General features: G+C 71.0%; 20 protein-coding genes and 1 riboswitch. Of the genes, 10 read left to right on the top strand and 10 right to left on the bottom strand.

Translation table 11 applies throughout. The features are described 5' to 3' along the window. Positions 1 to 42 precede the first annotated feature (42 nt). The 5 genes from AC507J_RS26950 (at position 43) to AC507J_RS26930 (ending at position 2,523) form a co-directional block, all read left to right on the top strand. Positions 43 to 750, top strand: coding sequence for a DedA family protein (locus tag AC507J_RS26950; protein WP_496292347.1), 708 nt, complete (start codon positions 43 to 45; stop codon positions 748 to 750). 171 nt (positions 751 to 921) lie between these two features. Continuing rightward, entirely contained in the window at positions 922 to 1,185 is a 264-nt protein-coding gene (locus AC507J_RS26945; RefSeq protein WP_204036660.1) for a hypothetical protein, read from the top strand. Between the two features lie 15 nt (positions 1,186 to 1,200). Next, positions 1,201 to 1,461 carry a hypothetical protein gene (locus AC507J_RS26940; protein WP_496292345.1) on the top strand — a complete coding sequence of 87 codons (261 nt, stop codon included), beginning with the start codon at positions 1,201 to 1,203 and terminating at the stop codon, positions 1,459 to 1,461. Beyond that, complete coding sequence (locus AC507J_RS26935) at positions 1,458 to 2,111, top strand: hypothetical protein (protein WP_496292343.1); 654 nt, start codon at positions 1,458 to 1,460, stop codon at positions 2,109 to 2,111. Before AC507J_RS26940 ends, AC507J_RS26935 begins: the two co-directional genes overlap by 4 nt. Further along, positions 2,098 to 2,523, top strand: coding sequence for a hypothetical protein (locus AC507J_RS26930; RefSeq protein ID WP_496292341.1), 426 nt, complete (start codon positions 2,098 to 2,100; stop codon positions 2,521 to 2,523). The genes AC507J_RS26935 and AC507J_RS26930 overlap by 14 nt, the downstream gene beginning before the upstream one ends. Before the next feature lie 87 nt (positions 2,524 to 2,610). On the opposite strand, the gene AC507J_RS26925 is transcribed toward AC507J_RS26930, so the two are convergent. Next, the gene (locus AC507J_RS26925) at positions 2,611 to 3,342 is read right to left on the bottom strand and encodes an alpha/beta hydrolase family protein (protein ID WP_496292339.1); all 732 of its coding nucleotides are present in this window, start codon (positions 3,340 to 3,342) and stop codon (positions 2,611 to 2,613) included. Positions 3,343 to 3,599: 257 nt separating this feature from the next. After that, a riboswitch (SAM riboswitch) is annotated at positions 3,600 to 3,715 on the top strand. 14 nt (positions 3,716 to 3,729) lie between these two features. Here AC507J_RS26925 and AC507J_RS26920 point away from each other — a divergent pair. Continuing rightward, positions 3,730 to 4,404 (top strand): GNAT family N-acetyltransferase, encoded by a 675-nt coding sequence (locus AC507J_RS26920; RefSeq protein ID WP_496292337.1) that lies wholly within the window; start codon positions 3,730 to 3,732, stop codon positions 4,402 to 4,404. 140 nt (positions 4,405 to 4,544) lie between these two features. Here the strand turns inward: AC507J_RS26920 and AC507J_RS26915 are convergent, their stop codons facing one another. The 7 genes from AC507J_RS26915 to AC507J_RS26885 all read right to left on the bottom strand — a co-directional run bounded on the left by AC507J_RS26915 (position 4,545) and on the right by AC507J_RS26885 (position 15,917). Then, positions 4,545 to 5,501, bottom strand: coding sequence for an AbfB domain-containing protein (locus tag AC507J_RS26915; protein ID WP_496292335.1), 957 nt, complete (start codon positions 5,499 to 5,501; stop codon positions 4,545 to 4,547). A gap of 391 nt (positions 5,502 to 5,892) precedes the next feature. Next, positions 5,893 to 7,473 carry a right-handed parallel beta-helix repeat-containing protein gene (locus tag AC507J_RS26910; RefSeq protein ID WP_496292333.1) on the bottom strand — a complete coding sequence of 527 codons (1,581 nt, stop codon included), beginning with the start codon at positions 7,471 to 7,473 and terminating at the stop codon, positions 5,893 to 5,895. A gap of 379 nt (positions 7,474 to 7,852) precedes the next feature. Further along, positions 7,853 to 9,970 carry a cellulase family glycosylhydrolase gene (locus tag AC507J_RS26905; protein ID WP_496292331.1) on the bottom strand — a complete coding sequence of 706 codons (2,118 nt, stop codon included), beginning with the start codon at positions 9,968 to 9,970 and terminating at the stop codon, positions 7,853 to 7,855. Between the two features lie 73 nt (positions 9,971 to 10,043). Further along, entirely contained in the window at positions 10,044 to 12,623 is a 2,580-nt protein-coding gene (locus tag AC507J_RS26900) for a glycoside hydrolase family 2 protein (RefSeq protein ID WP_496292329.1), read from the bottom strand. Next, a complete protein-coding gene (locus AC507J_RS26895; protein WP_496292420.1) occupies positions 12,620 to 13,462 on the bottom strand; it encodes a carbohydrate ABC transporter permease in 843 nt (280 codons plus the stop codon). The genes AC507J_RS26900 and AC507J_RS26895 overlap by 4 nt, the downstream gene beginning before the upstream one ends. Before the next feature lie 68 nt (positions 13,463 to 13,530). Then, positions 13,531 to 14,523, bottom strand: a complete 993-nt coding sequence (locus tag AC507J_RS26890) for a carbohydrate ABC transporter permease (RefSeq protein WP_496292327.1) — start codon at positions 14,521 to 14,523, stop codon at positions 13,531 to 13,533. A 116-nt stretch (positions 14,524 to 14,639) separates the two neighbouring features. Continuing rightward, the gene (locus AC507J_RS26885) at positions 14,640 to 15,917 is read right to left on the bottom strand and encodes an extracellular solute-binding protein (protein ID WP_496292325.1); all 1,278 of its coding nucleotides are present in this window, start codon (positions 15,915 to 15,917) and stop codon (positions 14,640 to 14,642) included. A gap of 262 nt (positions 15,918 to 16,179) precedes the next feature. Here AC507J_RS26885 and AC507J_RS26880 point away from each other — a divergent pair, with 262 nt between their 5' ends. Further along, positions 16,180 to 17,226, top strand: coding sequence for a LacI family DNA-binding transcriptional regulator (locus AC507J_RS26880; protein ID WP_496292324.1), 1,047 nt, complete (start codon positions 16,180 to 16,182; stop codon positions 17,224 to 17,226). Positions 17,227 to 17,249: 23 nt separating this feature from the next. Here the strand turns inward: AC507J_RS26880 and AC507J_RS26875 are convergent, their stop codons facing one another. Next, positions 17,250 to 19,691, bottom strand: a complete 2,442-nt coding sequence (locus tag AC507J_RS26875; protein ID WP_496292322.1) for an EAL domain-containing protein — start codon at positions 19,689 to 19,691, stop codon at positions 17,250 to 17,252. Positions 19,692 to 19,898: 207 nt separating this feature from the next. Here AC507J_RS26875 and AC507J_RS26870 point away from each other — a divergent pair, with 207 nt between their 5' ends. After that, entirely contained in the window at positions 19,899 to 20,276 is a 378-nt protein-coding gene (locus tag AC507J_RS26870) for a PH domain-containing protein (RefSeq protein WP_496292320.1), read from the top strand. On the opposite strand, the gene AC507J_RS26865 is transcribed toward AC507J_RS26870, so the two are convergent. After that, positions 20,270 to 21,196, bottom strand: a complete 927-nt coding sequence (locus AC507J_RS26865) for a 2-hydroxyacid dehydrogenase (RefSeq protein ID WP_496292318.1) — start codon at positions 21,194 to 21,196, stop codon at positions 20,270 to 20,272. The genes AC507J_RS26870 and AC507J_RS26865 overlap by 7 nt on opposite strands. Before the next feature lie 13 nt (positions 21,197 to 21,209). On the opposite strand from AC507J_RS26865, the gene AC507J_RS26860 reads away from it, so the two are divergent. Then, positions 21,210 to 22,457: a PQQ-dependent sugar dehydrogenase gene (locus AC507J_RS26860; RefSeq protein ID WP_496292316.1), complete on the top strand. Its 1,248-nt coding sequence runs from the start codon at positions 21,210 to 21,212 to the stop codon at positions 22,455 to 22,457. Between the two features lie 85 nt (positions 22,458 to 22,542). Then, positions 22,543 to 24,069, top strand: a 1,527-nt coding sequence (locus AC507J_RS26855) for a metallophosphoesterase (protein WP_496292314.1), incomplete at its 3' end; no start/stop codon positions are given.

The following is a 24,069-nucleotide window of genomic DNA, read 5'->3' as shown; positions in this document are numbered from 1 at the left end:
GCACTTCTCGCGGGCACGCCAGCTAGGCAACGGGGGTTGCACATGTCCTGGATCAGCGGCTTTCTGGACGCCCTCTCCGACCTGCCGACGCCGGTGGTTCTGCTGGGTGCCGCCGCGTTCAGCACGGCAGAGTCGGGGCTGGGCGTCGGCATGGTCATTCCGGGGGAAACGGTCGTGCTGTTCCTGGGGGCCGCGCTCAACGACAGCCCGGCCGCCCTGATCGCGTTGTTCCTCGTCGTCGGCGTGGCAAACTCCGGTGGCGACCACATCGGCTACCTGCTCGGCCGCCGTCACGGCCAACGCCTACGCGGCACCTTCCTGGGGCGCCGGATCAGCAACGCAAGCTGGGACCGGGCGCTGGCGTCGCTTGAGAGGTACGGCGCGTGGGCGGTCTTCCTGACCCGGCTGTTGCCCATCATCCGGACGCTGACGCCAGCCACGGCCGGGATGGCCAAGCTGCCGTACGCGCGTTTCCTCCCCGCCTCGCTGGCCGGGGCCTACATGTGGTCGGCGCTGTACGTTCTCACCGGTGCCCTGGCCGGAGCCTCGGTGGAGCGGGCGGAGAACGCGATCGGCACCGTCGGAACAGTTGTCCTCATCGTCCTGCTGCTGGTCTGCCTTGCCCTGTGGACGATCCGGCGTCGTCGGCGTACGCCCGACTTCGCGCCGGCAACTCTCGTCGAGCGGCCACTTGTTCCCACGTTCCCCGACAAAGGTCGCGACGGCAGTGAGCGTCAGCCCCGTAGCTGACGCGGCGGCCTCCGGACTGCACTCGGCGGAACGAGTCTGATCGCCGACGCAGAAGGCACCACCGCCGACCACCTGTAGCTCACCGGGCAGCGAACCGCATTCATCTCCGATAGTGTCCGTCCGACTACTCAGACGTGATCCACGTTCGCGGACGGTCGACGGAGGGACAGCATGGCCAGCATCGAAGAGGTCAAGGCGGCACTGATGCAGGCAGCCGAGCAGGGCAATGCCACGATCAACCAGATTCGGGCCGCCGCCGAGAACACCGAGCAGATGCTGACCCGGCTACGTGCTGTCGCCGCCGGCACCGGCCATCCGACGATCGCCGAGGCCATCGCCCGGGGCGAGCAGAGCAAGCAGCGCCTGGCCGAGGCCATGACGCTCGTGCAGGGCAGCTCGGAGGCCGCCCGCCGCTACGTCGGCATTCTCGGCTGAGCACCGGCCTTCACCATGAGCGTTGGCGAGGTCAAGGAGACCCTCCGCGCCGCAATCGAAGCCGCCCGCCAGGGACGACGGGTGTTCGACCAGGCCGTCTCCGAGGCCGAAGCGGCGACCGGCGCGGCGAACGCGGTGCTGCACGGCAGCCGGCACGAGCACGTGACCGCCACCCAGCAGGCACTTGATGCCGCCAGGGCAGAGGTCGAGCCGACTCGCCGCCGCTTCGACCACACTGCCGACAACGCGAGCGACTACCGCACCCGACTCGGATGAACGGCAGCATCGCCGAGTTGGTCGCACAGCTCCTCGCCGTACGCGGAAAGCTTGATGCCGCAGCCGTCACCGCGCTGCGCGCCCGGACGGACGCCGAGGTGGCCTTGGCGCGGCTGACCGAGGTACAGCGCGGTAGCAGCGACAAGCGGTTGGGCGCCGCCGTGGCGGACGCCGAGGTGGCCCGGGACAAAGCCGGCCGCTACGGCCGGCTGCTGGCTGATGCTGCCCGCCACATCACCGCGTACGTCAACACGATCGCCCCCGGCGCCGCGCCCACCGGACCAGATGATGCGGCTTCGCCGTCCGGTGAACGTGTGGTGACCGAAGCTGAGCGACGCGGGCGGCGTGCCGACATTGCCTGGCGTAAGCAGGTCCAGAAGGCCGATGACGTCGAGGACGGCCTGAAGAACGCCGAAACCAGCGCCCGCGACGTGTTCAAGTTCTTCAAGCAACATGGCGACGGCCAGGGCGACACCTCAAGCGGTACGACAAGCCCTGAACTCCCGCCCGCACAGGATCGACCGCATGTCGACAACCCGGTGACCGCCGCAGTGATGGCGGCTGGCGCGTTGGCGGTGACCGTGAAGGCGATATGGAACCATGGCAAAGCGCGACGAGCGAGGAAGCGGGACGAAGATGATCAAGCCTGAGCTGCCCGAGTACATCCGCACGATGGTTCGCGGCGATTACGCCGCCAACGACGCGGTCGAGGCCAAGCTTGACGACGAGGGCTGGGATGGGCTCCCGCGCTACCTCGCCGCAGTCTTCTTCCTCGCCGTTGACCGCCGCTTCGGCGAGACCGCCGGCCGTGCCGAGGTCATCGCCTTCGTCGGCGAGCTACGCGCCGGACTCGCCGACGGCGGGCCGGACATCAATGCCGAGGCTGCCGAGCAGCTCATCATGTCCATCATCGACCCATCGCTCGACTACTCGATGAGCCAGGAGATGATCGGCCGCATCCAGGCGGCCACCGTGCAGAAAATCCTTACTGAGGAGAACCTGTCGGACGACGAGCTGGACGGCCTACTCACGGAGGCTGTCAGCCTGTCCATGCGCCCCTGATCTCAAGACGCACCGCCCCGACCGGGCCGGTGCCTTCGTGGTCGGGGCGGTGGTGCCTATCGGGTGCTGCCGGCCGGGGGTCCGGTCTCACTTCAGGTGCCGGGCGAAGAACCGGTTCGCGTCGTCTGCCTCGAACGGCGGTACGCCGGTGTGTCCGCCCATGTTGGCGTGCAGCGTCTTCTCCGTGGAGCCGAAGGCGTCGAACAGATCCAGCGCCAGTTGCCGGTCGTTTCCTTCGTCGTCCCATTGCAGCAGGACCTGCAACGGAATGGTGACCTGCCGGGCCTCCGCGAACATGGTGCGGGGCACGAAACTCCCGGCGAACAGAAGGGCCGCCAGGATGCGCGGCTCGACCACCGCCAGCCGGATGCCGATGGCGATGATCCCTCCCGAGTAGCCGACCGGGCCGCCGAGTTCGGGCAGCGCAAGCAGGGCGTCGAGGGCGGCCCGCCATTCCGGGACCGCCTGGTCGACAAGCGGAAGGACGAGCCGGTCGATGGTCTCGTCGGCGACCGGCTCGCCGGCCTGCAACGCCCGGCGCAGGTCGGCGCGGGCCTCCTCGATGGCGACGAGGCGGGGCCGGTCACCGCCGCCGGGAAGCTCGATGGTGGCCGTAGCGAAGCCCTCCGCTGCGCAGTGCTGGGCCCGGGCCACCAGTCGGGGATACATCCTCGGCAGTCCGCCGGGGTGGCCGAGCAGGATCAGCGGTGCCGGAGCGGATACCGATGGAGGCGTCCACAGGATGCCGGGGACCTCGCCGAGGGAGAATTCGCGCTCGCGGACGCCGTCGGCGAGGCGCTGTTCGGAAGTGAACTTCATGGTCGTGCCTTTCGGGAATGCGCTGAACGGCGCTCCCGGACGACCTATCGCCCGACCGTGACCCCTGAGGGGAGCACCCATGTCGACACGTTCACGGGTACCACCTCCTCGGTCTCTCGCACGGCCTCCGGGAAGCTAACAGCGGTTGCCGTGATCCGCCAGCGGGTTATTGCGGAGGCTACGGCGCACCTGGCGAACTGACTCGGGCACCCGGCACGGGACACCGGGAGTACGGCGTAGTTGGTACGGTCTGGACAGGTCATGAGCGCCAGCGCGAAGCCCCGGCTTGCTGGCCGGCAACCCTCCGATCGTGGGCGGGGTGCTCCGGGTGAGGACCCGGCTCGGCACGGGTGTTGTCGAGCAAGCTGCGAAGCAGGAGGTGCTTTCGTGCCAGCTTTCATTTCCAGGCAGGACAGCGAATCCGACCGGGGATTCAAGCAGGACGACCTGCTGCGGGTACGCCTCGCCGACGCTGACGACGCCGGGCAGATCGCGCTGCTGCACGTCGACAGTTGGCGTCGCTACTACCGTGGCGCGTACTCCGATTCCTTCCTCGACGGTGATGTCGTCGCCGACCGGCGCTCGGTCTGGTCGACCCGCTTGGCCGGCCCCACCCACAGCCGGACACTGGTGGCCGAGGACGGCAGTCGGCTGATCGGCTTCGTCCATGTCAGGTTCGACCAGGATCCGCAGTGGGGCAGCCTCGTCGACAACCTGCACGTCACGCACGACCACCACCGCACCGGTGTCGGCACCGCGCTCCTGGCCCATGCCGCCCGAGCCGCTGTGGCACACGCGACGGCCCACGCCCTGTACCTGTGGGTCCTGGAGCAGAACAGCGCGGCGCAGCGGTTCTACCGGGCCTGTGGCGCCCGCCACGTCGAGACGGCGACGGTGTCACCACCCGGCGGAGACCCGTCCCGACTCAACGGCACTCCCCGCAAGTTCCGGATGGCCTGGCCGGACGCCACCGGGCCGAGCCAGCTCGACACCAGCCGGTTCGAGCAAGCTCCGATGCGCCCTCGGTCGGCCACCGGCGGCCACCGCGCTGCGCGGGCATGAACAGCTTCCCGGACAAGGCGATCCGCAGAACCCGCGTCCCGAATCGCATCCACCGCTCAGCCGGACGTTCGTGGTCACCGGCGCCTGCCGGCGCGCCGCTGCGAACCTGCCGCCTCGGCGGGTGCGGCGGCGGTGGGCCGTTACAGGGCGTGGCGGATCAGGAAGGTGGCCGTCGAGGTTGCGGCCCCGTCACCGATCGGCGAGATTCGCATCTGCCTATCGGCGTCGTGGCTCAGGTATCGATCCGGGAAGTTGTGCGAACGCAGTGACGTGTGCCTGCCGCCGATGCCGGTGACCGGGCAGAACGTGGCGTCGGCGCGGAACAGGGCGCTGCCGTCGGCGCGGTGCAGGAACACGCGGAATCCAGAGTGCCGGAGGTAGTGGCCGGGGAAGTTGACCGACTCGAACGAGACGCAGCGACCACTGGCGAGGCCGGAGCGGACGATGAACGCCGCGTCGGCTTTCGTGCCGGCGCTGCTGGCGGCATTGACCGGGTCGACTCGGGCCTGGAGGTTGGCGTGTCGTACCCGGTGACCGGGCAGGCTGGCGACTTCCAGACCGATGCGGGCGCCGGGAACCAGCACCGGGCCGGCCGGGCTGGCCGGGCCGGCGGGTACGGAAGGGGGTGCTGCGGGAACACTCGGGGCGAGTGGTGGAGCCTTGGTGGCCGGGTTCGTCGGCGTGCCGCTGGGGGTGGTCGGGCCGGAGCCGGGGTTGCTCGCGCCGCTGTCGTCGGTGCGCGGGTTCAAGCCGGGTCGGACGACGGAGTCGCTGATCGGAGTCTGCGGCGCGGCCCCGGCGCCTCGGGAGTCGGAACCGGTGCGCTCCGTGCCGGGCAGCCGGTCGTCGGCGAAGTCATCCGCGGCACGGTCGGGATGGGGCACCCCGGCAACGAACTCGCCACGGATCGGCTCCTGGAGCGTTCCGTCGCGGAGTGCCATCACCCCGACGACTGCGGTGATGACGACGAGCGCCACACCGCCGAGCAGGTGCGTACGCCGTGGGTCGGCGCGGCCGATGCGTCCACCGTGGCTGACCGGGGTGACGCGCGGTGCTCCGTCGCGGGAACGGTGCTCCGCCGCAGGTTCTCCGATCACCGGGACAAGGCCGACGGCCCTGCCCGCTTCGGAGGCACCCGGGTGCCGGGCCGTCGACGGTGCGACGCTTGTGGCTGGCGGCCAGGCAGTGATCCGCTGTGGGACTTCGACGGACCGGTGCTGCCGGGCACTGGCCTCCGGATGATCAGGGGCTGGCTGGGTGGGCTCCGAACCGGGCCGACCCGTCCCGGAGAGCCAACCGCCTATCCGCAGGTGTGACCGGTCGTTACCGCTCTGGGGCATGGTGCTCTCCTGCTGGTGCGACGCACACGGCCGCCCCGGAAATGATCAAAGGGCTGCGGCGGACACACTCTCACCTTTGTCAGGTTGATGCCAGTACCACACACCTAATCGTGATCAACCACGTTGGGGAGGGAACGGGCGGGAGGGGTTACTGGAAGCGGGCGCCCACCGGGGCGTTGCTGGTAGGGCGCAGGAAGGTCGACGGGGGAATCGCGCCGGTGGCGGTACGCGGGCCGGTGATGCTGCTCGGGTTGGTGCTGGCCAGCGTCCAGGTGCCGCCGAGGTCCCAGGAGTTGCCGCTGCCACGGGAGTTCGCGCCGAGCGAGACGTTGGTGCCGTTGCCGACCGCCAGGTTGCCGGTTAGCGTGCTTGTGGAGCGGCTGAAGTCGAACCCGGTGCCCGGGTTGTTCCAGGCGGTGCTCCGCTCGATCCGGTGCTGGCCGGGGTTGTTGTTGTCGATGAAGCCGCCGACCGCGTTGTTCCAGGTCATGCTGTTGCGCACGGTGTGGTTGGCGGCCACCCCGTTGCCACCCAGTTTGAACCCGTTGCCGTCACCTGTGTAGTCCGGCAGGTTCCACCGGTTGAACCCGTTGCCCCAGGCCAGGCTGTTCTCGGTGAGGATGGGCGAGCTGAACATCCAGTAGTCCAGCCCGTCGTCGGAGTTGTTCCACAGCCGGGTGCCGCGCACCACGTTGCCGGTGCCGGAGCCCTCCTTGATGGCCAGGCCGTCGGCGCTCTCGCCATTTTTGCGCGGGTCCCGGTTGCCGTACGAGTCGAGGTTGAGGATCTGGTTGTTGCTCGATGATCCCTGGATGTGCAGGCCGGACTCGTAGTTGTCCCGGGTCACCAGGCGCTCGAAGACGCTGTTGTTGACGTCCAGGCCGAAGACGCCGTACGGACCATGGATGATCTCCAGGCCGATCAGTCGCCACCAGTCGCCCTCGATGTGGACGGCGCCACGCTCGGGCCGGGGGATGCTGCCGCCCACCGGGGCCGGCGTGTGCGGCATGTTCTCCCCGTCGATGATGACCCGCTCGTTGTTGTGGTTGCGGATGGTGATGGGCCGGCTGGACGTACCGTCCTTCAGCAGTTGGATGTTGCTGCTCGGCGCGTACGTGCCGCCGCGCAGATAGATGGTGTGGCCGGGCTGGGCGAGGTCGACGGCCCGCTGGATGCTCGCCAGCGGAGCGCTCAACGTGCCCGGGTTGCCGTCGTTGCCGTTGGTGGCGACGTAGAGCACGTCGGCCGGTGGTGGCGCGTCACCCGCTTCGACGTCGAGGTGGTCCACGTTGGGCAGGCCGCCGGAGGTGGTCGGGCTGAGCCGGACGGTGTTGCTGCCGGCGGTCAGGCTCACCGACAGCGGCTTGGTCACCCAGCTGTCCCAGGCGCCGGTGACCTCGAAGGAGACGTTCCGCACGGTCGAGCCGTTGACGATCAGGTCGGCCGGGCGGACACCGGTCGTACCGTTTGCGAAGCGGACCCGCAGCTCGACCGTTCCGGCGGTCGCGACCGTGACGGTGAACTCGGCGTACGCGCCGGTGGCGTTGTTGCCGTTGCAGAATCCGGTGCCGGAGTAGCCGGACCAGTTGGCGTCGATGGTGCCGGTGCATCTCGCCGGGCTGTGCTCAGCCTCGTAGCGGATCGGGGCGGCCATTGCCGGGCTGGCCGCCGGCACGATGACCGTGCCGGCCGCGAGCAGGATCCCGGCGGCGAGCGGCTTCCACTTCATGACGCTTCTCCAAGGTTGACTGGGACCGCCGGTGGCGGTCGACCGGGTGACCGACGCGACTCCACCCAACGACCTCCACACCGGCACGGGCACCCGAAACCGGCCAAGGAAAGCCCTTTCCGCACCCAACGCTAACCACCAAATCAACCTTCGTCAATCCCATCCACCGCACCACACCCACCCGCTGTACCTCACCCACCTGCCTACCCACCCACCCCACCGCACCCGCCTCGCCCCGCCCCGCCCCGCCTCGCCTCGCCTCGCCTCGCCCGCCGAGTTGACCAAGACGTTCTGGTCGCGGACCGGGCGGCATCTGGACGCAAACCTCTTGATCAACAAGGGGCGATGGCGGGCGGGGAGCCTGAGCAGGGGCGGAGGGTTATTCGGCGCGGAGGTGGTCCAGGTCGTGGGTGCCGGGGCTGACCCAGATCAGGATGCCGCGTACGTCGGCCAGGGCCGAGCTGTCGCAGGACATCTGAGTCAGCAGGTCGATCTCGACAGTCGTGGTGGTGTCCTGGCTGACCCAGCCGAAACTCGACTGGCACCAGGCCCAGCCGGCACCGGTCTGCACGGCGATCGAGGTGGAGGTGCCCGCCGAGGCCGAGGTACGCAGGTCGTAGCGGAGCACCGACTTCGCCGACAGGTCGACCGGCTCGGGCAGGGCCACCCCGAACCAGCCGCCCCCGGTGGCCGAGACCCGCAGGCCGTACCCGCCGTCGGTGGCGAAGGAGTCGGTACGGGCCAGGGTGCCCGCGTCGGTCTGCCAGTCGCCCGGCGCCCAGCCCTCGAGGCCGCTCTCCCAGGAGGCGAGCCGGATCGCGTCGCCGGGCGCAGGTTTGACGGTGACGGTCAACTCGGCGACGTTGGAGCGCCGGCCGGCGTTGTCCTGGACGGTGTACGCGGCGACGGCCCGGCCCTGGAACCCGTCCGCCGGGGCGAACTCCACAAGCCCCTTGGCAGTCAGCACGAACCGGCCGCCGCTGACGGTACGGGAGCGCTGCTGTCCGCGTACCGCCGGATCGAGGTCGATTGTGGACGGCCGCAACGGGCCGGCGTACGCGATGTCGTTGCTCGTCGGGGTGAGGGTGACCGGCGTGCCGGCCTCGGTGACCGCGGTGTCGTGGTCGGCGACCGGCGGGCGCGGCCGGAAGCCACCGCGGATGCTCTCCCCCGCGTTGCTCAGGGTGGTGCAGACCGGGCTCGGGCAGTACACGGTGTAGCCGTCGTAGTCCGGGTAGAGCGTGCCGTCGTCCTGGCTGCCGGAGAGGATCCAGTAGAGGAAGCCGGTGCCGCCGGTACGGCTGAAGGTGTCGGTCCAGCGCTGGTAGACCGGGTTGCGGGTGGCCTTGTCGTGCCAGCCGAACTCGCCGAGCAGGGCCGGCTTGCCGATCCGCTTCGCCTCCCGGTTGTGTCGCTCGATCCAGCGCACGCTCCAGTCGGCGTCGGTGCCCCAGTGGTCGGGGTACAGGTGGTAGCCGAGCACGTCGACGGCGGGCAGCCGGCCCAGCGCGATCGAGTCGACGCCCTCGCCGCAGTTGACCGTCCAGTGCCCGGCGTCGGGGCCGTCGCAGAAGAAGCCTTCGTCGCCGACGCCGACCAGGTGCCGGCGGTCGACGGACTTGATGTGCCGGCTCATCTCGTCGGCCCAGGTGGTGATGGTGTCGGTGGAGCACTGCGGCGACGGCGGGTAGACCCCCGAGCCCTTGCAGCGCGGCTCGTTCGCCAACTCCCAGGCCATGATCGTGGGATCGTCCTTGTAGGCCACCCCGGTCAGCGGGTTGACCCGGTTGAGCAGGTGCGTCACCCAGTCCCGGTACCAGCCACGGATCACCGGGTCGGTGTAGAAGTCGTCGTGGTGGTCGGCGCCACGCCACCGGACGTACTGGTCGATGCCACCGAAGTCGCGCCAGTTGTTGGTCAACGGAATGATCACGCGGATGCCGGCCCGGCGGGCGGCGTAGAGCACATAGTCGAGGCGTTGCAGGCCGTCGGGTCCGTCGTTGATCACCGGCCGCTCGCCGTCCCAGTGCTGGAACCACACCCCGTCGGCGGGCCCGTGCACCGAGTCGGTGCCGCCCGGCGTGCCGATGTCGAGGAATCCCCAGTGCCGCAGCACGGTGAAACCGGCGGCCTGCGCGTCGGCGAAGACGTCGTCGACCATCGCCCGCGACTTGTACATCAGGTAGTAGTTGTTGGTGCCGGCGAAGCGGAAGGGCTTGCCGTCCGCGTACAACCGGTCGCCCTTGCGCACCACGAAGCCCTGACCCCGGCCGCCGCCCGCCGCGTCCAGCACCGCCGGCTGACCCGACGCCGCCCGGCCTGCCGCCGCGTCCGCCGTCCCCGGGGGTACGGCCGGACCCGCCGGGGGTGCAGCCGGGCCCGCCATCGCCGGGGGTACGGCCGGACCCGCCGGGGGTGCAGCCGCCGCTGGTCCGGCAGCCGTGGTCGCGAGCAGGCCGGCCAGGGCCAGCAGTACGCCGCCCAGTCTTCTCCTCATCGGATTCCCCTTCGGGTGGTGGTGTTAAGAAGGGGCCCTTCCTCTACCCGAGGCGTTAATAGGGGGCCCTTCCTTACAGGTCGTTCACGCAGCGGAGGACGGGCCGGGTGGTGAGCACGGCGGGGTCGAGCGGTGCCGCCGAGTGGACTGTGAAGGTTGCCGACTCACCGGGGAGCAGAGTCACCAGGGCGTCGTCGACCTGGGCGGAAGGGTCGAGCCGGTCGGGGAAGAGGGTGAGGTCGCGCAGGATGGTGCGGGCGGTCACCCGGACCAGTTGGCCGCCGTCGACCGGCGCGACCGTGGCGTCGTACCCGGCCTGCGGGTAGTCGACCTCGCGGTCCTCGGCGAAGAACCAGAGCGCCCGGCCGGCGGGATCACCGGCGTCGGCGACAAGCAGTTCGCGCCGGACCTCGTCGGGCCGGGCCAGCTCCGCCGGCAGCGGCACGGTGACCGTGGCGTACGCGGGGACGTCCAGCTCCAGGGTGCTCTTCGCCCGCGGGTCCCCGGCGACTGTGAGCCGGGTGACCGTTGCCGACGCCCGCCACGGCCGCCCGCCGTCGTTCACCGCCACCAGGACCAGCCCGCCGTCACCGAACTGGCCGCTGGCGCGGGGTTGGATGGTGAGCAGCCGGTCGGCGTAGGCGCGGCGCAGCGCGTACCAGAGTGGTTTGCGGCGACCGTCGCCGTCGATGGCCGCCCAGGAGGTGACCGGCCAACAGTCGTTGAGCTGCCAGACGATGGTGCCCATGCAGACGCCCCGATGCGAGCGGAAGTGCTCCACCCCGAGTTGGATGGCGCGTGCCTGGTTGAGCTGGGTTAGCCAGTGCCAGTCGTCGAAGTCGACTGGTGCCGGCAGGTGCGCGGCCAGCCCCCGGCGCAGCTTCAGGTCACCGTCGGCGGCCTTCTGGTGGTGCGCCATGCCGGGCGAGTCGGGGGCGAGGGGTTCGTCGGAGAGCGCCCGGCGCAGCGTCGCGTACGCCGGCGGGCCCTGGTAGCCGAACTCGGCGACGAAGCGGGGCAGGTATTCGCGGTACCTGACGTAGTCGTCGGTGTTCCAGACGTCCCAGATGTGCATGGTGCCGTACGCCGGGTCGTTGGGGTGGATCTCCTCGCTGCCCGACCAGGGGCTGCCCGGCCAGTACGGTCGGGTCGGGTCCAGGTCGGCGACGATCCGGGGCAGCAGCTCAAGGTAGTAGCCGCGCCCCCAGCTACGCCCGGCGAGGGCCTCCTGCCAGCCCCAGTCGTGCCAGCCCCAGATGTTCTCGTTGTTGCCGGTCCAGAGCACCAGCGAGGGATGTGACGCGAGGCGGACCACCTGCTCGGCGGCCTCGGCGGCCACCTCGGTGTGGAACGGTTCCTCCTCCGGGTACGCCGCGCAGGCGAAGAGGAAGTCCTGCTGCACCAGCAGGCCGCGCTCGTCGGCCAGGTCGTAGAAGTCGTCCGACTCGTACCGGCCGCCGCCCCAGACCCGCAGCAGGTTGACGTTGGCGCCGATGGCCTGGTCGAAGCGGTGGGCGAGGCGATCCCGGGTGATCCGGCTGGGAAAGGCGTCGTCCGGGATCCAGTTCACCCCGCGTACGAAGATCGGCACGTCGTTGACGTGCAGGGTGAACGGTGCGCCGTGCTCGTCGGGGGTGGTGTCCAGGCGTACCGAACGGAAACCGATCCGCCGGTGCCAGTCGTCGAGAACGCTGCCGTCCGGCCCGCGCAGGGTCACCGCCAGGTCGTAGCGGGGTTGGTCGCCGTGGCCGTGCGGCCACCACAGCTCGGGTTCGGCGACGGTGAGGGCGAGCACTGCGGTCCGCTCCCCCGCCGGAATGGTGACCTCGGCGGTCACCCCCGCCACCTCGGCCCGCACGGTGAGCGGCAACTCGGCGGTCGCCTCAGTGGCCGCCTCGGTCTGCGCACCGACGACCGCCTCGGCCTGCGCGCCGGCGGTTGCCTCGGGGGGCCCGCTGGGCGGCACGTCGGCGGCGCGTTCGACCTCGACGTGCAGCTCCACCCGGCCGGTGCGGCCGTCGACGGTGACCAGCGGGCGCACCAGCGCCAACCGGGCTGTCGACCAGCCGTGCAGGCCGATCTCCTGCCAGATGCCCGCGGTGACCACCGTCGGGCCCCAGTCCCAGCCGAAGTTGCAGGCCATCTTGCGGATGAACTGGAACGGCTCCGGGTACGCGTTGGGCCGGTCACCGAGCCGGTCGCGGTGCGCCTCGGCGTACCGGTAGGCGGAGTCGAAGCGTACGGCGAGGGTGTTGTCCTCGGCGCGGAGCAGCGACCCGACGTCGAAGCGGTAGCCGCGGTGCATGTTCTCGGTACGGCCGATCTCGACACCGTTGAGGCTGAGCGTGGCGACCGTGTCGAGCCCGGCGCAGACCAGGTCGAGGCGGTGGTGGTCGCCGGTGGGCCGGTCGAAGGTGGTCTCGTAGCTCCAGTCGGTGCGCCCGATCCAGGTAAGCGAGGTCTCGTTGTCGTCGAGGTACGGGTCGGGGATCAGCCCGGCCGCGAGCAGGTCGGTGTGCACGCAGCCGGGCACGGTGGCCGGCACCGTCCGGCCGTTGACGCCGGACGGCAGCTGCGGGCCGGGTACCGCCCGCAGCGTCCAACCGTGGTGCAGCGCCAGCCGGTCCGGACCGGTCCCCCGAGCGTCGCTCAAGACTTCACCGCGCCTTCCATGATTCCGCGGACGATCTGCCGACCGCCGATGACGAGCATGATCAACAGTGGCACCGTGGCCACGAAGGCACCGGCCAGCACCCGGCGGTAGATCACGTAGTTGCCGCTGGCCAGGTCGGAGATGGCCACCATCGAGGTGGGGTAGTCGGTGCCGTTGAGGGTGATCAGGGGCCACTGGAAGTCGTTCCAGGTGGCCACGAAGGTGAGCAGGCCGAGCACCGCCAACGCGGGGCGTACGGCGGGCAGGACGATGTTCCAGTAGACCCGCATGGTGCTGGCACCGTCGATCCTGGCCGACTCGACCAGCTCGTCCGGCACCGCGTTGACGATGAACTGCCGCATGTAGAAGACCCCGAACGCGGTGACCATGCCGGGCACGATCACCGCCAGCAGGGTGCCGTTCCAGCCCAGCTCGCCCATCACGATGTAGAGCGCCACGACGCCGAGCTGGTTGGGCACGGTCAGGGTGAGGATCACGAAGAGCAGCAGCGCCCGGCTGCCCTTGAACCGGAGCTTGGCGAAGGCGAAGCCGGCAAGCGAGCAGAAGAAGAGCACCGAGGCGGTCACCACGGTCGCGACGATGACGCTGTTCACCAGGGAGGCGGCGAAGTAGACGTCCTGCATCGAGAAGACCTCGTCCAGGTTGACCAGGAACTGGTCGCCCGGGATCACCACCGGCGGTAGCTGGGCGGTGGCCTCGTCGGTGCTGGTGGCGATGACGAACATCCAGTACAGCGGGAACGCCGCGAAGAGGGCGGTCACCGCCAGGAAGACGTACGTCCAGAACCCGCCCGGGGTGTCCTGCGGCGCCCGGCCCATCAGGACGGCCCGCTTACGCCCGGTCGTCGGTGCCGGCGCGGGTTTCCGGCGCGGCGGGGCAACGGTCGTCACTTGCGTCCCCCTGACAAACGGTTGGTCAAGAAGGTGTTCAGGGCGGCGACCACCAGGATGATGAGGAACAGTGCCCAGGACATCGCGGCGGCGTAGCCGAGATTCAGGTCTTTCCAGCCCACCTTGTAGATCAGCTGCGCGACGGTCTGCCACTCACCGCCGGCCCCGCCCCGAGCGGTCTGCGCGTTGAGGTCGAAGAGCATCGGCTCGGTGAAGAGCTGGAGTCCGCCGATGGTGGAGAGCACCACCGTGAAGATCACCACCGGACGGATCATCGGTACGGTGATCCGCCAGAGCTGGCGCCACGGGCCGGCGCCGTCCAGCGCGGACGCCTCGTAGACGTCGCGCGGGATGGACTGCATCGCGGCCAGGTAGAGCAGCGCGTTGTAGCCGATCCACTTCCAGTTGACCATCGTGGCGATGGCGATCCAGGAGTGCAGCTTGTCCGCCCGCCAGTCGATCGGGTTCTCGGTGCCGATGCCGATCAGCCCGAGCGCCCAGTTCGCCATGCCGAGGTCACGGGAGAAGAAGACGTTGAAGACCAGCGTGGACGCGGTGATCGGGGTGATGTAGGGCAGCAGGACGCTTACCCGCCACCAGGTCTGCGCGCGCAGCCTGCGATTCAGCATCGACGCGATGACCAGTGCCAGCAGCAGCTGCGGCACGGTCGAGAGCAGGAAGATGCCGAAGGTGTTGTAGAGCGCGTTGCCGAAGTCGCCGTCGGTGAAGAGCCGCCCGAAGTTCTCGAAGCCGGCCCAGCCGGTCAGCTCCGGGTCGTCCAGGCGCCAGTGGCGCAGCGCCACCACGCCGTTGAAGATCATCGGGAAGAGCCCGAAGACGAAGAAGAGCAGGAAGAACGGCGCAATCAACAGGTACGGCACGACCCGCACGTCGAAGCGGTGCAGCCGGTCGCGCCAGACCATTCTCCGGCTTCGGGCGGGTGGGGGGCGGCGGGTGGTCGGTTCGGGGGCCGCGCGCGTGGTGGACATGGGCACTCTCCAGGTGCGGACGGACGGATGCGCCGGAAGACGGCTGTCGAGATCGGCGGGCAGGCGTACGCCGGGGGCAGCGTGGGCTGTCGGCACCCGCGCTGCCCCCGCACGGGCTACTTGCTTGCCTTCTCGGCTTCCTTGATCGCCTCAGCCCAGGCCGCGTCCGACTTGAGCGTGCCGTTCTGCACCCGGTTGAGCACGTTCTCCACCGCGACCCGGGTGGGGCCGTTCTTCCTGCCCAGGTACTGCGGCGTCAGGGCCTGCGCCATCTTCGGGAAGATCTGCCCGACCGGTGCGGAGTTGAAGAACTCGTTCTTGAAGTCGGTGATCGCGGGGTCGGTGTAGAGACCCGGCTGCGACGGCAGGTTGCCGACCGTCTTGAAGATCTCGATCTGCTGCTCCGGCTGGATCAGCCAGTCCAGGAACTTGTACGCCTCGTCGACGTTCTTGCCCTGCTTCGGGATGGTCAGGAAGGAGCCGCCCCAGTTGCCGCCGCCACCGGGCACCGCGGCGATGTCCCACTTGCCCTTGGTGCCGGGCGCGGTGTTCTGGATGTGCCCGAGCATCCACGCCGGGCAGGCGAGCACCGCGAACGCCCCGCTGGTGAAGCCCTTGTCCCAGTCGGCCTGGAAGCTGGTGAGGTTGGCGGAGATGCCGGCGTCGACGGCCTTCACCGCGTAGTCGAAGGCGACCTTCGGGCCGCCCTCCATCTGGAGCTGGTCGCTCTCGTTGTAGAAGCCGACCGGCTGCTGGCCGAGGATCGGGTTGAACAGGTTGGTGCCGTTGTCGATGAACTTCTTCTTCGTCTTGGCGGTGTAGTCCTGGCCGACCTGGATGAAGTCGTCCCAGGTGGGCCAGAGCGCGGAAACCTGGTCCCGATCGGTGGGCAGGCCCGCCGCCTCGAAGAGGTCGGTGCGGTAGCACATGGCCAGGCCACCGACGTCGGTGCCGAGGCCGATCTGGGTGTTGCCGTCGGGCGAGAGCGACTGCTTCCACTTCCACGGCAGGTAGTGGGTCTCGTGCTTGCCGGCACCCTTGTCGAGCAGGTTGACGAACTTGTCGGCCTGGCTGCGGAACTGGACGATGAAGCCCTCGTCGATGGCCGCGATGTCGGGCGCGCCGGAGCCGGCGATCAGCTTCTTCTGGAGGTCCTCGTGCTGGGCGTTGAACTCGCCCGAGTTGAGAGCGATCTTGACGTTCGTGTTCTCCGCCTCGTACTTCGCCTTGAGATCCTGGAGGCCGAAGTCGCCCCAGAAACTGATCGTCAGCGTGACCGCACCGTCGCCGCCGGAGCCGCCGGTGGTGCTGGGCCCGCTGCACGACACGACAAGCGACCCGACCACCAGACCTACGGCTGCGACCCGCAGCCAACGAGGCGTAGACCGTCTCATGACCCATCCTCCGAGACCATGTGGGAACGCTCCCTAGATCGAGAAACGTCGACTGAACCGGATAAGTGAGGCCACCGTACGGGCGCGCTCCCACAGTGTCAACGGCGCGTTAACGACGTGGCCAACACGTAACCTGGACACCGCGCCGGCTGCCCGGAACGGCCTGATACACCGCTCTCCGGCGCAGTTCGGAACGGTCGCTCATCCCGCTGGAAGGATCGCCACCCCGGCGCGCCCGTAGACTGAACCGAACAAGCTGCGGATGGGTTCAGGAGGACGTACGCGGGTGAAGCGACCCACGATCGCGGATGTCGCCCGGCGGGCGGGAGTTTCCAAGGGCGCCGTTTCGTACGCGCTCAACGGCCAGCCGGGGGTCTCCGAGGCGACCCGTCAACGCATCCTGGCCATCGCCACCGAGATCGGGTTCAGCCCGAGCAGCGCGGCCCGCGCGCTCTCCGGCGCGACCGCCCGGGCGATCGGGCTGATCCTCGCCCGACCGGCGCGCACCCTCGGCATCGAGCCGTTCTTCATGGAGCTGATCAGTGGCGTGGAGGCGGAACTCTCCGCCCGGTCGTACGCGCTCACCCTCCAGGTGGTGGCCGACCAGAGCGCCGAGATCGTGGTCTACCGGCGCTGGTGGGGTGAGCGGCGGGTCGACGGTGTGCTCGTCTGCGACCTGCGCACCGACGACCGCCGGGTGCCCGTACTGGAGGAGTTGGGCCTGCCCGCCGTGGTGATCGGCGGGCCGACGGGGACCGGCAGCCTGCCCAGTGTCTGGTCCAACGAGGCGGCGTCGCTCGTGGAGACCGTTGAGTATCTGTACGCCCTGGGACACCGGCGGATCGCCCGGGTCGCCGGCCTGCCCGACCTGCTGCACACCGCGATCCGGACGCAGGCGTTCGCCGAGGTGTGCCAGCGCCTCGGGCTGGCCGAGGCGGTCACCGTCTCCTCGGACTACACCGGCGAGGAGGGCGGGCGGGCGACCCGTCGCCTGCTCAGCTCCCGACTCCGGCCGAGCGCCGTGATCTACGACAACGACGTGATGGCGATCGCTGGGCTTTCCGTGGCCCAGGAGATGGGTCTCACCGTCCCGACCGATCTGTCCATCGTGGCCTGGGACGACTCCCCGCTGTGCCGGCTGGTGCACCCGCCGCTGACCGCGCTCGGGCGGGACATCCCGGCCTACGGCGCGCACGCGGCCCGGCAGCTGTTGCAGGTGATCGAGGGCGCCCCCGCAGCCGGGCTGGAGGACGAGACCGCGCACCTGACCCCGCGGGGCAGCACCGGCCCACCACCGAGCATCGGCTGAACCGGTTAAGTTTCCATTCATCATCACCGTGACGTAGAGGGGAACTCCTCGAAGTACGCCTCGACCCGTTCCGCGGTCGCCGGCCGGGCCAGCTCGAAGCCCTGGCCGTAGCGGCACCCGGCCCGGTACGCCCCGTCGACCTGGTGGGCCGATTCCAGCTCCTCGGCCACCACCTCCAGCCCGATCCGGTCGGCGACGGTGACCACCACGTCCAGCAGTGGACGCTGATCGCCGCTCGTCGCGACCAGTTCCGGCCCGACCTTGAGCAGGTCGATCGGCAGCCGCCGCAGCTGGGCGAGGGAGGCGTGCTCGGCGCGGAAGTCGTCAAGCGCGGTCCGGACACCCATCGACCGCAGCCCGGCCAGCCGCGCCACCACGGTGGGCAGCTCGGCACCCACCCGCGGCTCGGAGACCTCGACCACCAGTTGGTCCGGCCCCAGCCCGTACGCGTCCAGCACCGCCACCGTCCGGGGCACGAAGTCCGGCGAGGCCAGCTCGCGGACGGAGACGTTCACCGCCATCCAGAGTCGCCGGCCACCGGCGGACCAGTCGGCCAGCTGGCGGCAGGCCCGGTCGAGCACCCAGGTGCCCAGCTCACCCACGATGTCAAGATCCTCGGCGACCGGCAGCAGCTCCGCCGGGAACACCGTGCCGAGCACCGGGCTGCGCCAGCGCAGCAACGCCTCGGTGCCGACCGGCCACCGATCGGCGAGCCCGAGCACCGGCTGGTAGACCAGATCCAGCTCGCCCCGAGCGACCGCGCCGGGCAGCTCCCGCTCCAGCTCCAGCCGGCGGACCAGCTGCTCCTCCAGGTACGCGTCGTACCACTCGATCCGGTCCCGGCCGAGCTGGGCCGCGCGCCGCCGGGCCAGGTCCGCCTGCCGCAGCACGTCCTCCGGGCGGCCGTGGGCGAGTTCGGCGAGCCCCGCACTGGCCCGGGACCGCAGCACCGCCCCGGAGACCTCGTACGGCCGGTCCAGCTCGGTCAGCAGATGGTTGCCCAACGCGTACGCCAGCACCGGACCGGCCTCGGTGATCACCGCGAGACCGCTTCCGGCCAGGTCGAACAGCTCGTCGCCAGGGGACACCACGGCCCGCGCCCGGCGGAGGGCCTCGGTCGCCACGTCGTCGCGGATCGCCATCCCGGGCAGCTCGGTGAGATGCAGATCGATCACCAGCAGCGCGCCGACCGCCGGCTCCTCCCGGGCCGCCAGAGCCCGCAGCAGCGCGGCGCGGCCGGCGGGCACGGGCGGCGGCTCGATCGCGGTGGCCGGTTCGGGCACCGGCGAAGCAGCCGATCCGGCCCGGGCGGGCGGCGCGGCGGCCGAGGCAGCCGACCCGGCCAGGGCGGGCGGCGCGGCGGCCGGTGACGAAACGGGCGACGGACGCCGGTCCACTTCGGGGCCGGTCAGCCGATCGGCGTCGGTGTCGCTCGGGCGATCCGCTTCGGTGCCAGTGTCGCTCGGGCGATCCGCTTCGGTGCCGGTGTCGCTCGGGCGATCCGCTTCGGTGCCGAGCAGCTCGCGGGCCACCAACGGCGGCACCGCGGCGAGGGCGAGCAGCACGGCGACGCGGTCGGGCAGCAGACCCACCTGCAACTGGTGGACGACGGCCAGCACCACCCCGGCCGCCGGGACCAGCGCCCGCGGCCAGACCAGGGTGGGCCGCCGGGGCGGATCCTCGCCCGCCTGCACCACCCGTCGCATCCCGTCGGCCACCAGCAGCACGCCGACCACCAGCGGAGGTACGGCCAGCAACGCCACCCGGCCGGCGGTGGCACCGGCCGGCAACGCGGCCAGCAGCACCAGCGCGAGCAGGGTCAGCGCCGCACCGACCCGGCTCCGGGCGGCACCGGCACTGCGGTGCGCCCCGGTCAGCACGGTCAGCACGTCGCCGGCGAGCAGGCCGAGCGCCGTTGCGGTGGCCAGCCGCGCCGGCGCGGGCACACCGGCGTACGGCAGCAGCAGCCAGGCGACGAGCACCAGGCAGAGCCCGGCCACGGTGCCGTCGAGCAGCCGGCGCAGCCGCACCCGGGTCGGCGGACGCGGCCGGCGGGGCAGGCTGAGCAGGCCGATGCCGAGCAGGGCGGCGGTGCCGACGAGGCCGCTTGCGGACGCCGCCGGCCGGTACCCGGCGGAGGCCAGCGGCAGCACCGCCGCGGTCAGGCCGGCGGTCACCACCGCGGCGTGCAGCAGCGCGGCAGCCCGGCGTGGTCGGGCCGCCCGGCGCCGGGCGAGCCGCCCACCGGCGAGGTGGAGGGTCGGCGCATCGGGGCCGATGGCCAGCCGGGACAGGCGTACGCCCGCCAGGGTCGAACCGGCGGCGCCGGCGAGGGCCACCACGGCGAGGGCCGGCACCGGACCGGTCGCGCCGATGACGACAAGCACGGCGACCACGACGAGGACGCAGGTTTCCGGCAGGGTGGGACGGTGAACGGTGGCGCGGAAGACAGATGCGACGGGCACGGCGTTCGCCTTCGTGAGGGGACACTGCGGCGGTGCGGCGGTGCGACGGACGGCGACATCGTAGTCGGCCGCCCACCATCCGTGAACGAGTCAGCCGACGCGGAGTGACGCCCCTTGGACAGTGAGGCAGATCACTGTCGCGCCGACTTGCGTCGCCCTGCCGAAGCCCGGTGCGGCGCGGTGCCGCACTGGTGGGATCATCGGAGGATGGCCCGTTCCGACACCGTCCGTTTCCGGCACCATCAGGCCACCCTGGTCGCGGCGATCGTCGCCACCATCGGCGCCGTGCCGCTGGCCAGCGCCCGCGCGTACCTGCTGCCGGTGCTCCTGGTGCCGCTGGCGGTGGCCGCCTGGTCCTGGCGCGCCGGCACCGACGCGGACGGCGACGGGCTGCGCCTGCGGGCACTTGTCGGCCAGCGCCGGCTCGGTTGGGAGCAGATCGCCGAGCTGGGGGCCGATCCGCGTGGCCGCGCGGTCGCCCAGCTCACCGACGGCCAGCGGCTGGTGCTGCCGGCGGTACGCCGCGAGGACCTGCCCCGCCTGGCGGCGGCGGCCGGTCAGGGTGAGGTCGAGCCGGCTCAGTAGCCGTCCGTCACCACGTTCGCCAACGGCTCTCCGGCCACGAACCGGCGGATCTGCTCGCCGACCAGGCGGTACGCCCGGGGTAGCAGGCCCCGCACCGACCCCGCCACGTGCGGGGTGAGCAACACGTTCGGCAGTTCCCAGAGCGGGTGGTCGGCGGGCAGCGGCTCCGGGTCGGTGACGTCAAGCGCGGCGGAGATCCGGCCGCTGCGCAGCTCGGCGACCAGGGCGTCGGTCCGGGCCACCGGGCCCCGGGCGGCGTTCACCAGCAGCGCGCCGTCGCGCATCGCGGCCAGGAACTTCTCGTCGACCAGCCCCTGCGTCTGCTCGGTCAGCGGCACCAGCAGCACCACGACGTCGGCGTGCGGCAACAGCTGCGTCAGCTCACCGACCCCGTGCACCCCCTGTTCCGGTCGGGCCGTACGGGCCACCAGGGTGAACTCCACCTCGAACGGCGCGAGACGGTTCCGTACGGCGGTGCCGATGGAGCCAGCGCCGACGATCAACACCCGCTTGCCGGCCAGCTCGTCGGTGGGCGCCACCTCGTCGTACGCCCACCGCCGCTGCGCCTGGGCGCGGGCCATCGCCGGGAAGGCCCGCAGCTGGGAGAGGATCGCGGCGACCACCCACTCGGCGGTGGAGGGGTCGTGCACGCCCCGGGCGTCGCAGAGCAGGACTCCGGGCGGTACCCGGTCGACCCAGGCGTCCGCGCCGGCCGAGAGCAACTGCACCACCGCCAGCTCGGGCAACTCGGACAGCAGGGCGGTGGCCGCCCGCTGGGCGAGGAAGGGCGGCACCCAGAACCGGACGTCGGTCGCCGCCGAGGGCAGCTTCGTGGGGTCCGCCATCGTCTCGACGGTGACCTCCGGCGGTAGGTCACCGAGCAGGGCGTGGCCGGTCTCGTGCGGAATCCATACCTTCACGCTCGTCGACGATATGCCCTGCGACCGGTCCCGCCGTTCGGGGGGCGACCCACGCCGACCTCCGCGCCGGTGCCCGGAGCGGGCTACCCTGGGCGGGGTGAGCGCTCCCCCGTACTCCCGCGCCCGTCAGGTCCGCACGGTCCTCGCCGCGTCCTGCGTGACGTTGCTGCTCGCCGCCACCGGATGCAGCCTCGGTGAACCGGACCCGGACCCGGCCGGCGAGCCGCCGAACCTGCCCAGCCCCACGGTGACCACCGACAGCGGCGACCAGGAGGTCGTCACCACCGTGCTCGCCAGGGGGCTGCGGGTGCCGTGGGGCATCGCCTTCCTGCCCGACGGCGGCGCGCTGGTCACCGAGCGCGACACCGGCCGGGTCCTCCAGGTCGGCCCGGAGTCGGGCCCGGACGGCTTGAAGATCACCGAGGTGCAGATCATCGACGAGGTGGCGGCCGGCGGCGAGGGTGGCCTGCTGGGCATCGCCGTCTCCCCCGAGTTCGAGCAGGACCGGACGGCGTTCGTCTACTACACCGCCGAGCGGGACAACCGGATCGCCCGGTTCCGGCTCGGCGAGCGGCCCACCCCGATCCTCACCGGCATTCCCAAGGCCGGCATCCACAACGGCGGCGGCCTGGCCTTCGGCCCCGACGGGCAGCTCTACGCCAGCACCGGCGACGCCGGGGACACCGCCCAGTCCCAGGACGCCGAGCAGCTCGGCGGCAAGATCCTGCGGATCACTCCGGACGGCAAGCCGGCGGCCGGCAACCCCTTCCCGGACTCCCCGGTCTGGTCGCTGGGCCACCGCAACGTGCAGGGCATCGCCTGGGCGGGCGACCGGATGTACGCCGTCGAGTTCGGCCAGAACACCTGGGACGAGATCAACCAGATCACCAAGGGCGAGAACTACGGTTGGCCCGAGGTCGAGGGGCGCGGCGGCGACGAGGAGTACGTCGACCCGATCGTGCAGTGGCCGACCGACGAGGCGTCCTGCTCGGGGTTGGCCGCGGTCGAGCGGATGCTGGCCACCGCCTGCCTGCGCGGGCAGCGTCTCTGGCTGGTCGAGCTCACCGAGACCGGCACCGTGCTCGGGCAGCCGCAGGCGCTGCTGACCGAGGAGTACGGGCGGCTACGGGCGATCGCCGCCGCGCCGGACGGCTCGCTCTGGGTGGGCACCTCCAACCACGACGGCCGGGGCCGACCGGCGGGCGATGACGACCGGCTGCTGCGGCTGGTCTTCTCGGGTGGCGGCGCCGGGCGCAGCTGAGGCATTCTCGGAACCCTTCGGGTTTTCCGCCCGTCTCTCACCCAGGTTTGCCAAGATCCTTCGGCGGGCAGGTCAGAATCTCAGCATGGACGGTCACCAGAACGAGCAGCCGCGCCACGGTCGCGACGGGGGCACCCCGGACGATCGTGCGCGCCGCCTCGCCCCGCTGTGGCGCGCCGCCGCCGCGTCACGTCGCGTCGGGCGGCACCGGAGCGTACGCCGGATCGCCGTCAGCGTGGCCGTCCTGGCAGTCACCCTGGCCGGGGTGCTGGCCGGGGTCATCGCCGGTGGGCAGGTCGGCACCGACATCGGGCCGTTCCGCGCCAAACTGTCGGTCTCGCCGGCCACCACCGGCGGCACCACCATCGACGTCCCGCCGCTGGGCGCGCTGCTGCTCGACAGCCACGACGGGCCCACCCATCTGACCGTGGAGCTGGGCGCGCTGGAGCAGAGCCGGGTGGAGGCCCTGATCGAGGACCCGGCGAGCCTGAACCGGGCCACCCAGTCGGCGGTCGACGAGGTCCGTGAAGGGGTGCTGCGCCTCGGGCTGCGTACCGTCGGCTCCGCCGTGCTGGCCACCCTGGTGCTGGCCCTGCTGGTCTTCCGCGACACCCGCCGGGCCGCCTGGGCCGGCGGCCTGGCGCTGCTGATCACCGCTGGCAGCCTCGGCACCGCCGCGGGGACCATCCGCCCGCAGTCGATCGAGGAGCCCAGGTACGAGGGGCTGCTGGTGAACGCCCCGGCGATCGTCGGCGACGTGCAGAAGATCGCCAACGACTACACCCGGTACGCCGAGCAGCTCCAGCGCCTCATCGGCAACGTCACCCAGCTCTACACCACCGTCTCGGCGCTGCCGGTGTTCGAGCAGGAGCCGGGCACCACCCGGGTCCTGCACATCTCCGACATGCACCTCAACCCGGCGGCCTGGCAGCTGATCCGGACCGTGGTGGAGCAGTTCGCCATCGACGTGGTCATCGACACCGGCGACATCACTGACTGGGGCAGCGAGCCGGAGGCCTCCTACGTGGGCTCGATCAGCCTGCTCCAGAAGCCGTACGTCTACATTCGCGGCAACCACGACTCGGGGCGTACGGCGGCGGCGGTGGCGCAGCAGCCGAACGCGATCGTGCTGGACAACGCCACCACCACCGTCGCCGGGCTCACCATCGCCGGCATCGGCGACCCCCGCTTCACCCCGGACAAGAGCACCTCTCCGGCCGCCGGCGGGCTCAACCCGCCCACCGCGAACGAGCTGATCACCAACGGCGAGCAGCTCGCCGCCACGATCCGCAGCTCACCACGGCCGGTGGACATCGCGCTGGTGCACGACCCCTCCGCCGCCGGGCCGCTCTCCGGCACCTGTCCGCTCGTGCTGGCCGGACACACCCACGACCGGCGGGTCGAGAAGCTGCCCGAGGTGCCGGGTCAGCAGCCCACCACGCTGATGGTGGAGGGCTCTACCGGTGGCGCCGGGCTGCGCGGGCTGGAGGGCGAGCAGCCCACTCCGCTGGCCATGACCGTGCTCTACTTCGACCAGCAGAAACTGCTCCAGGCGTACGACAGCATCACCGTCGGCGGCACCGGCCAGGCCCAGGTCAACCTGGAACGCACC

This window comes from Micromonospora sp. PRAS1 (assembly GCF_059553435.1).
This window is presented reverse-complemented; position numbering and strand designations above follow the sequence as displayed.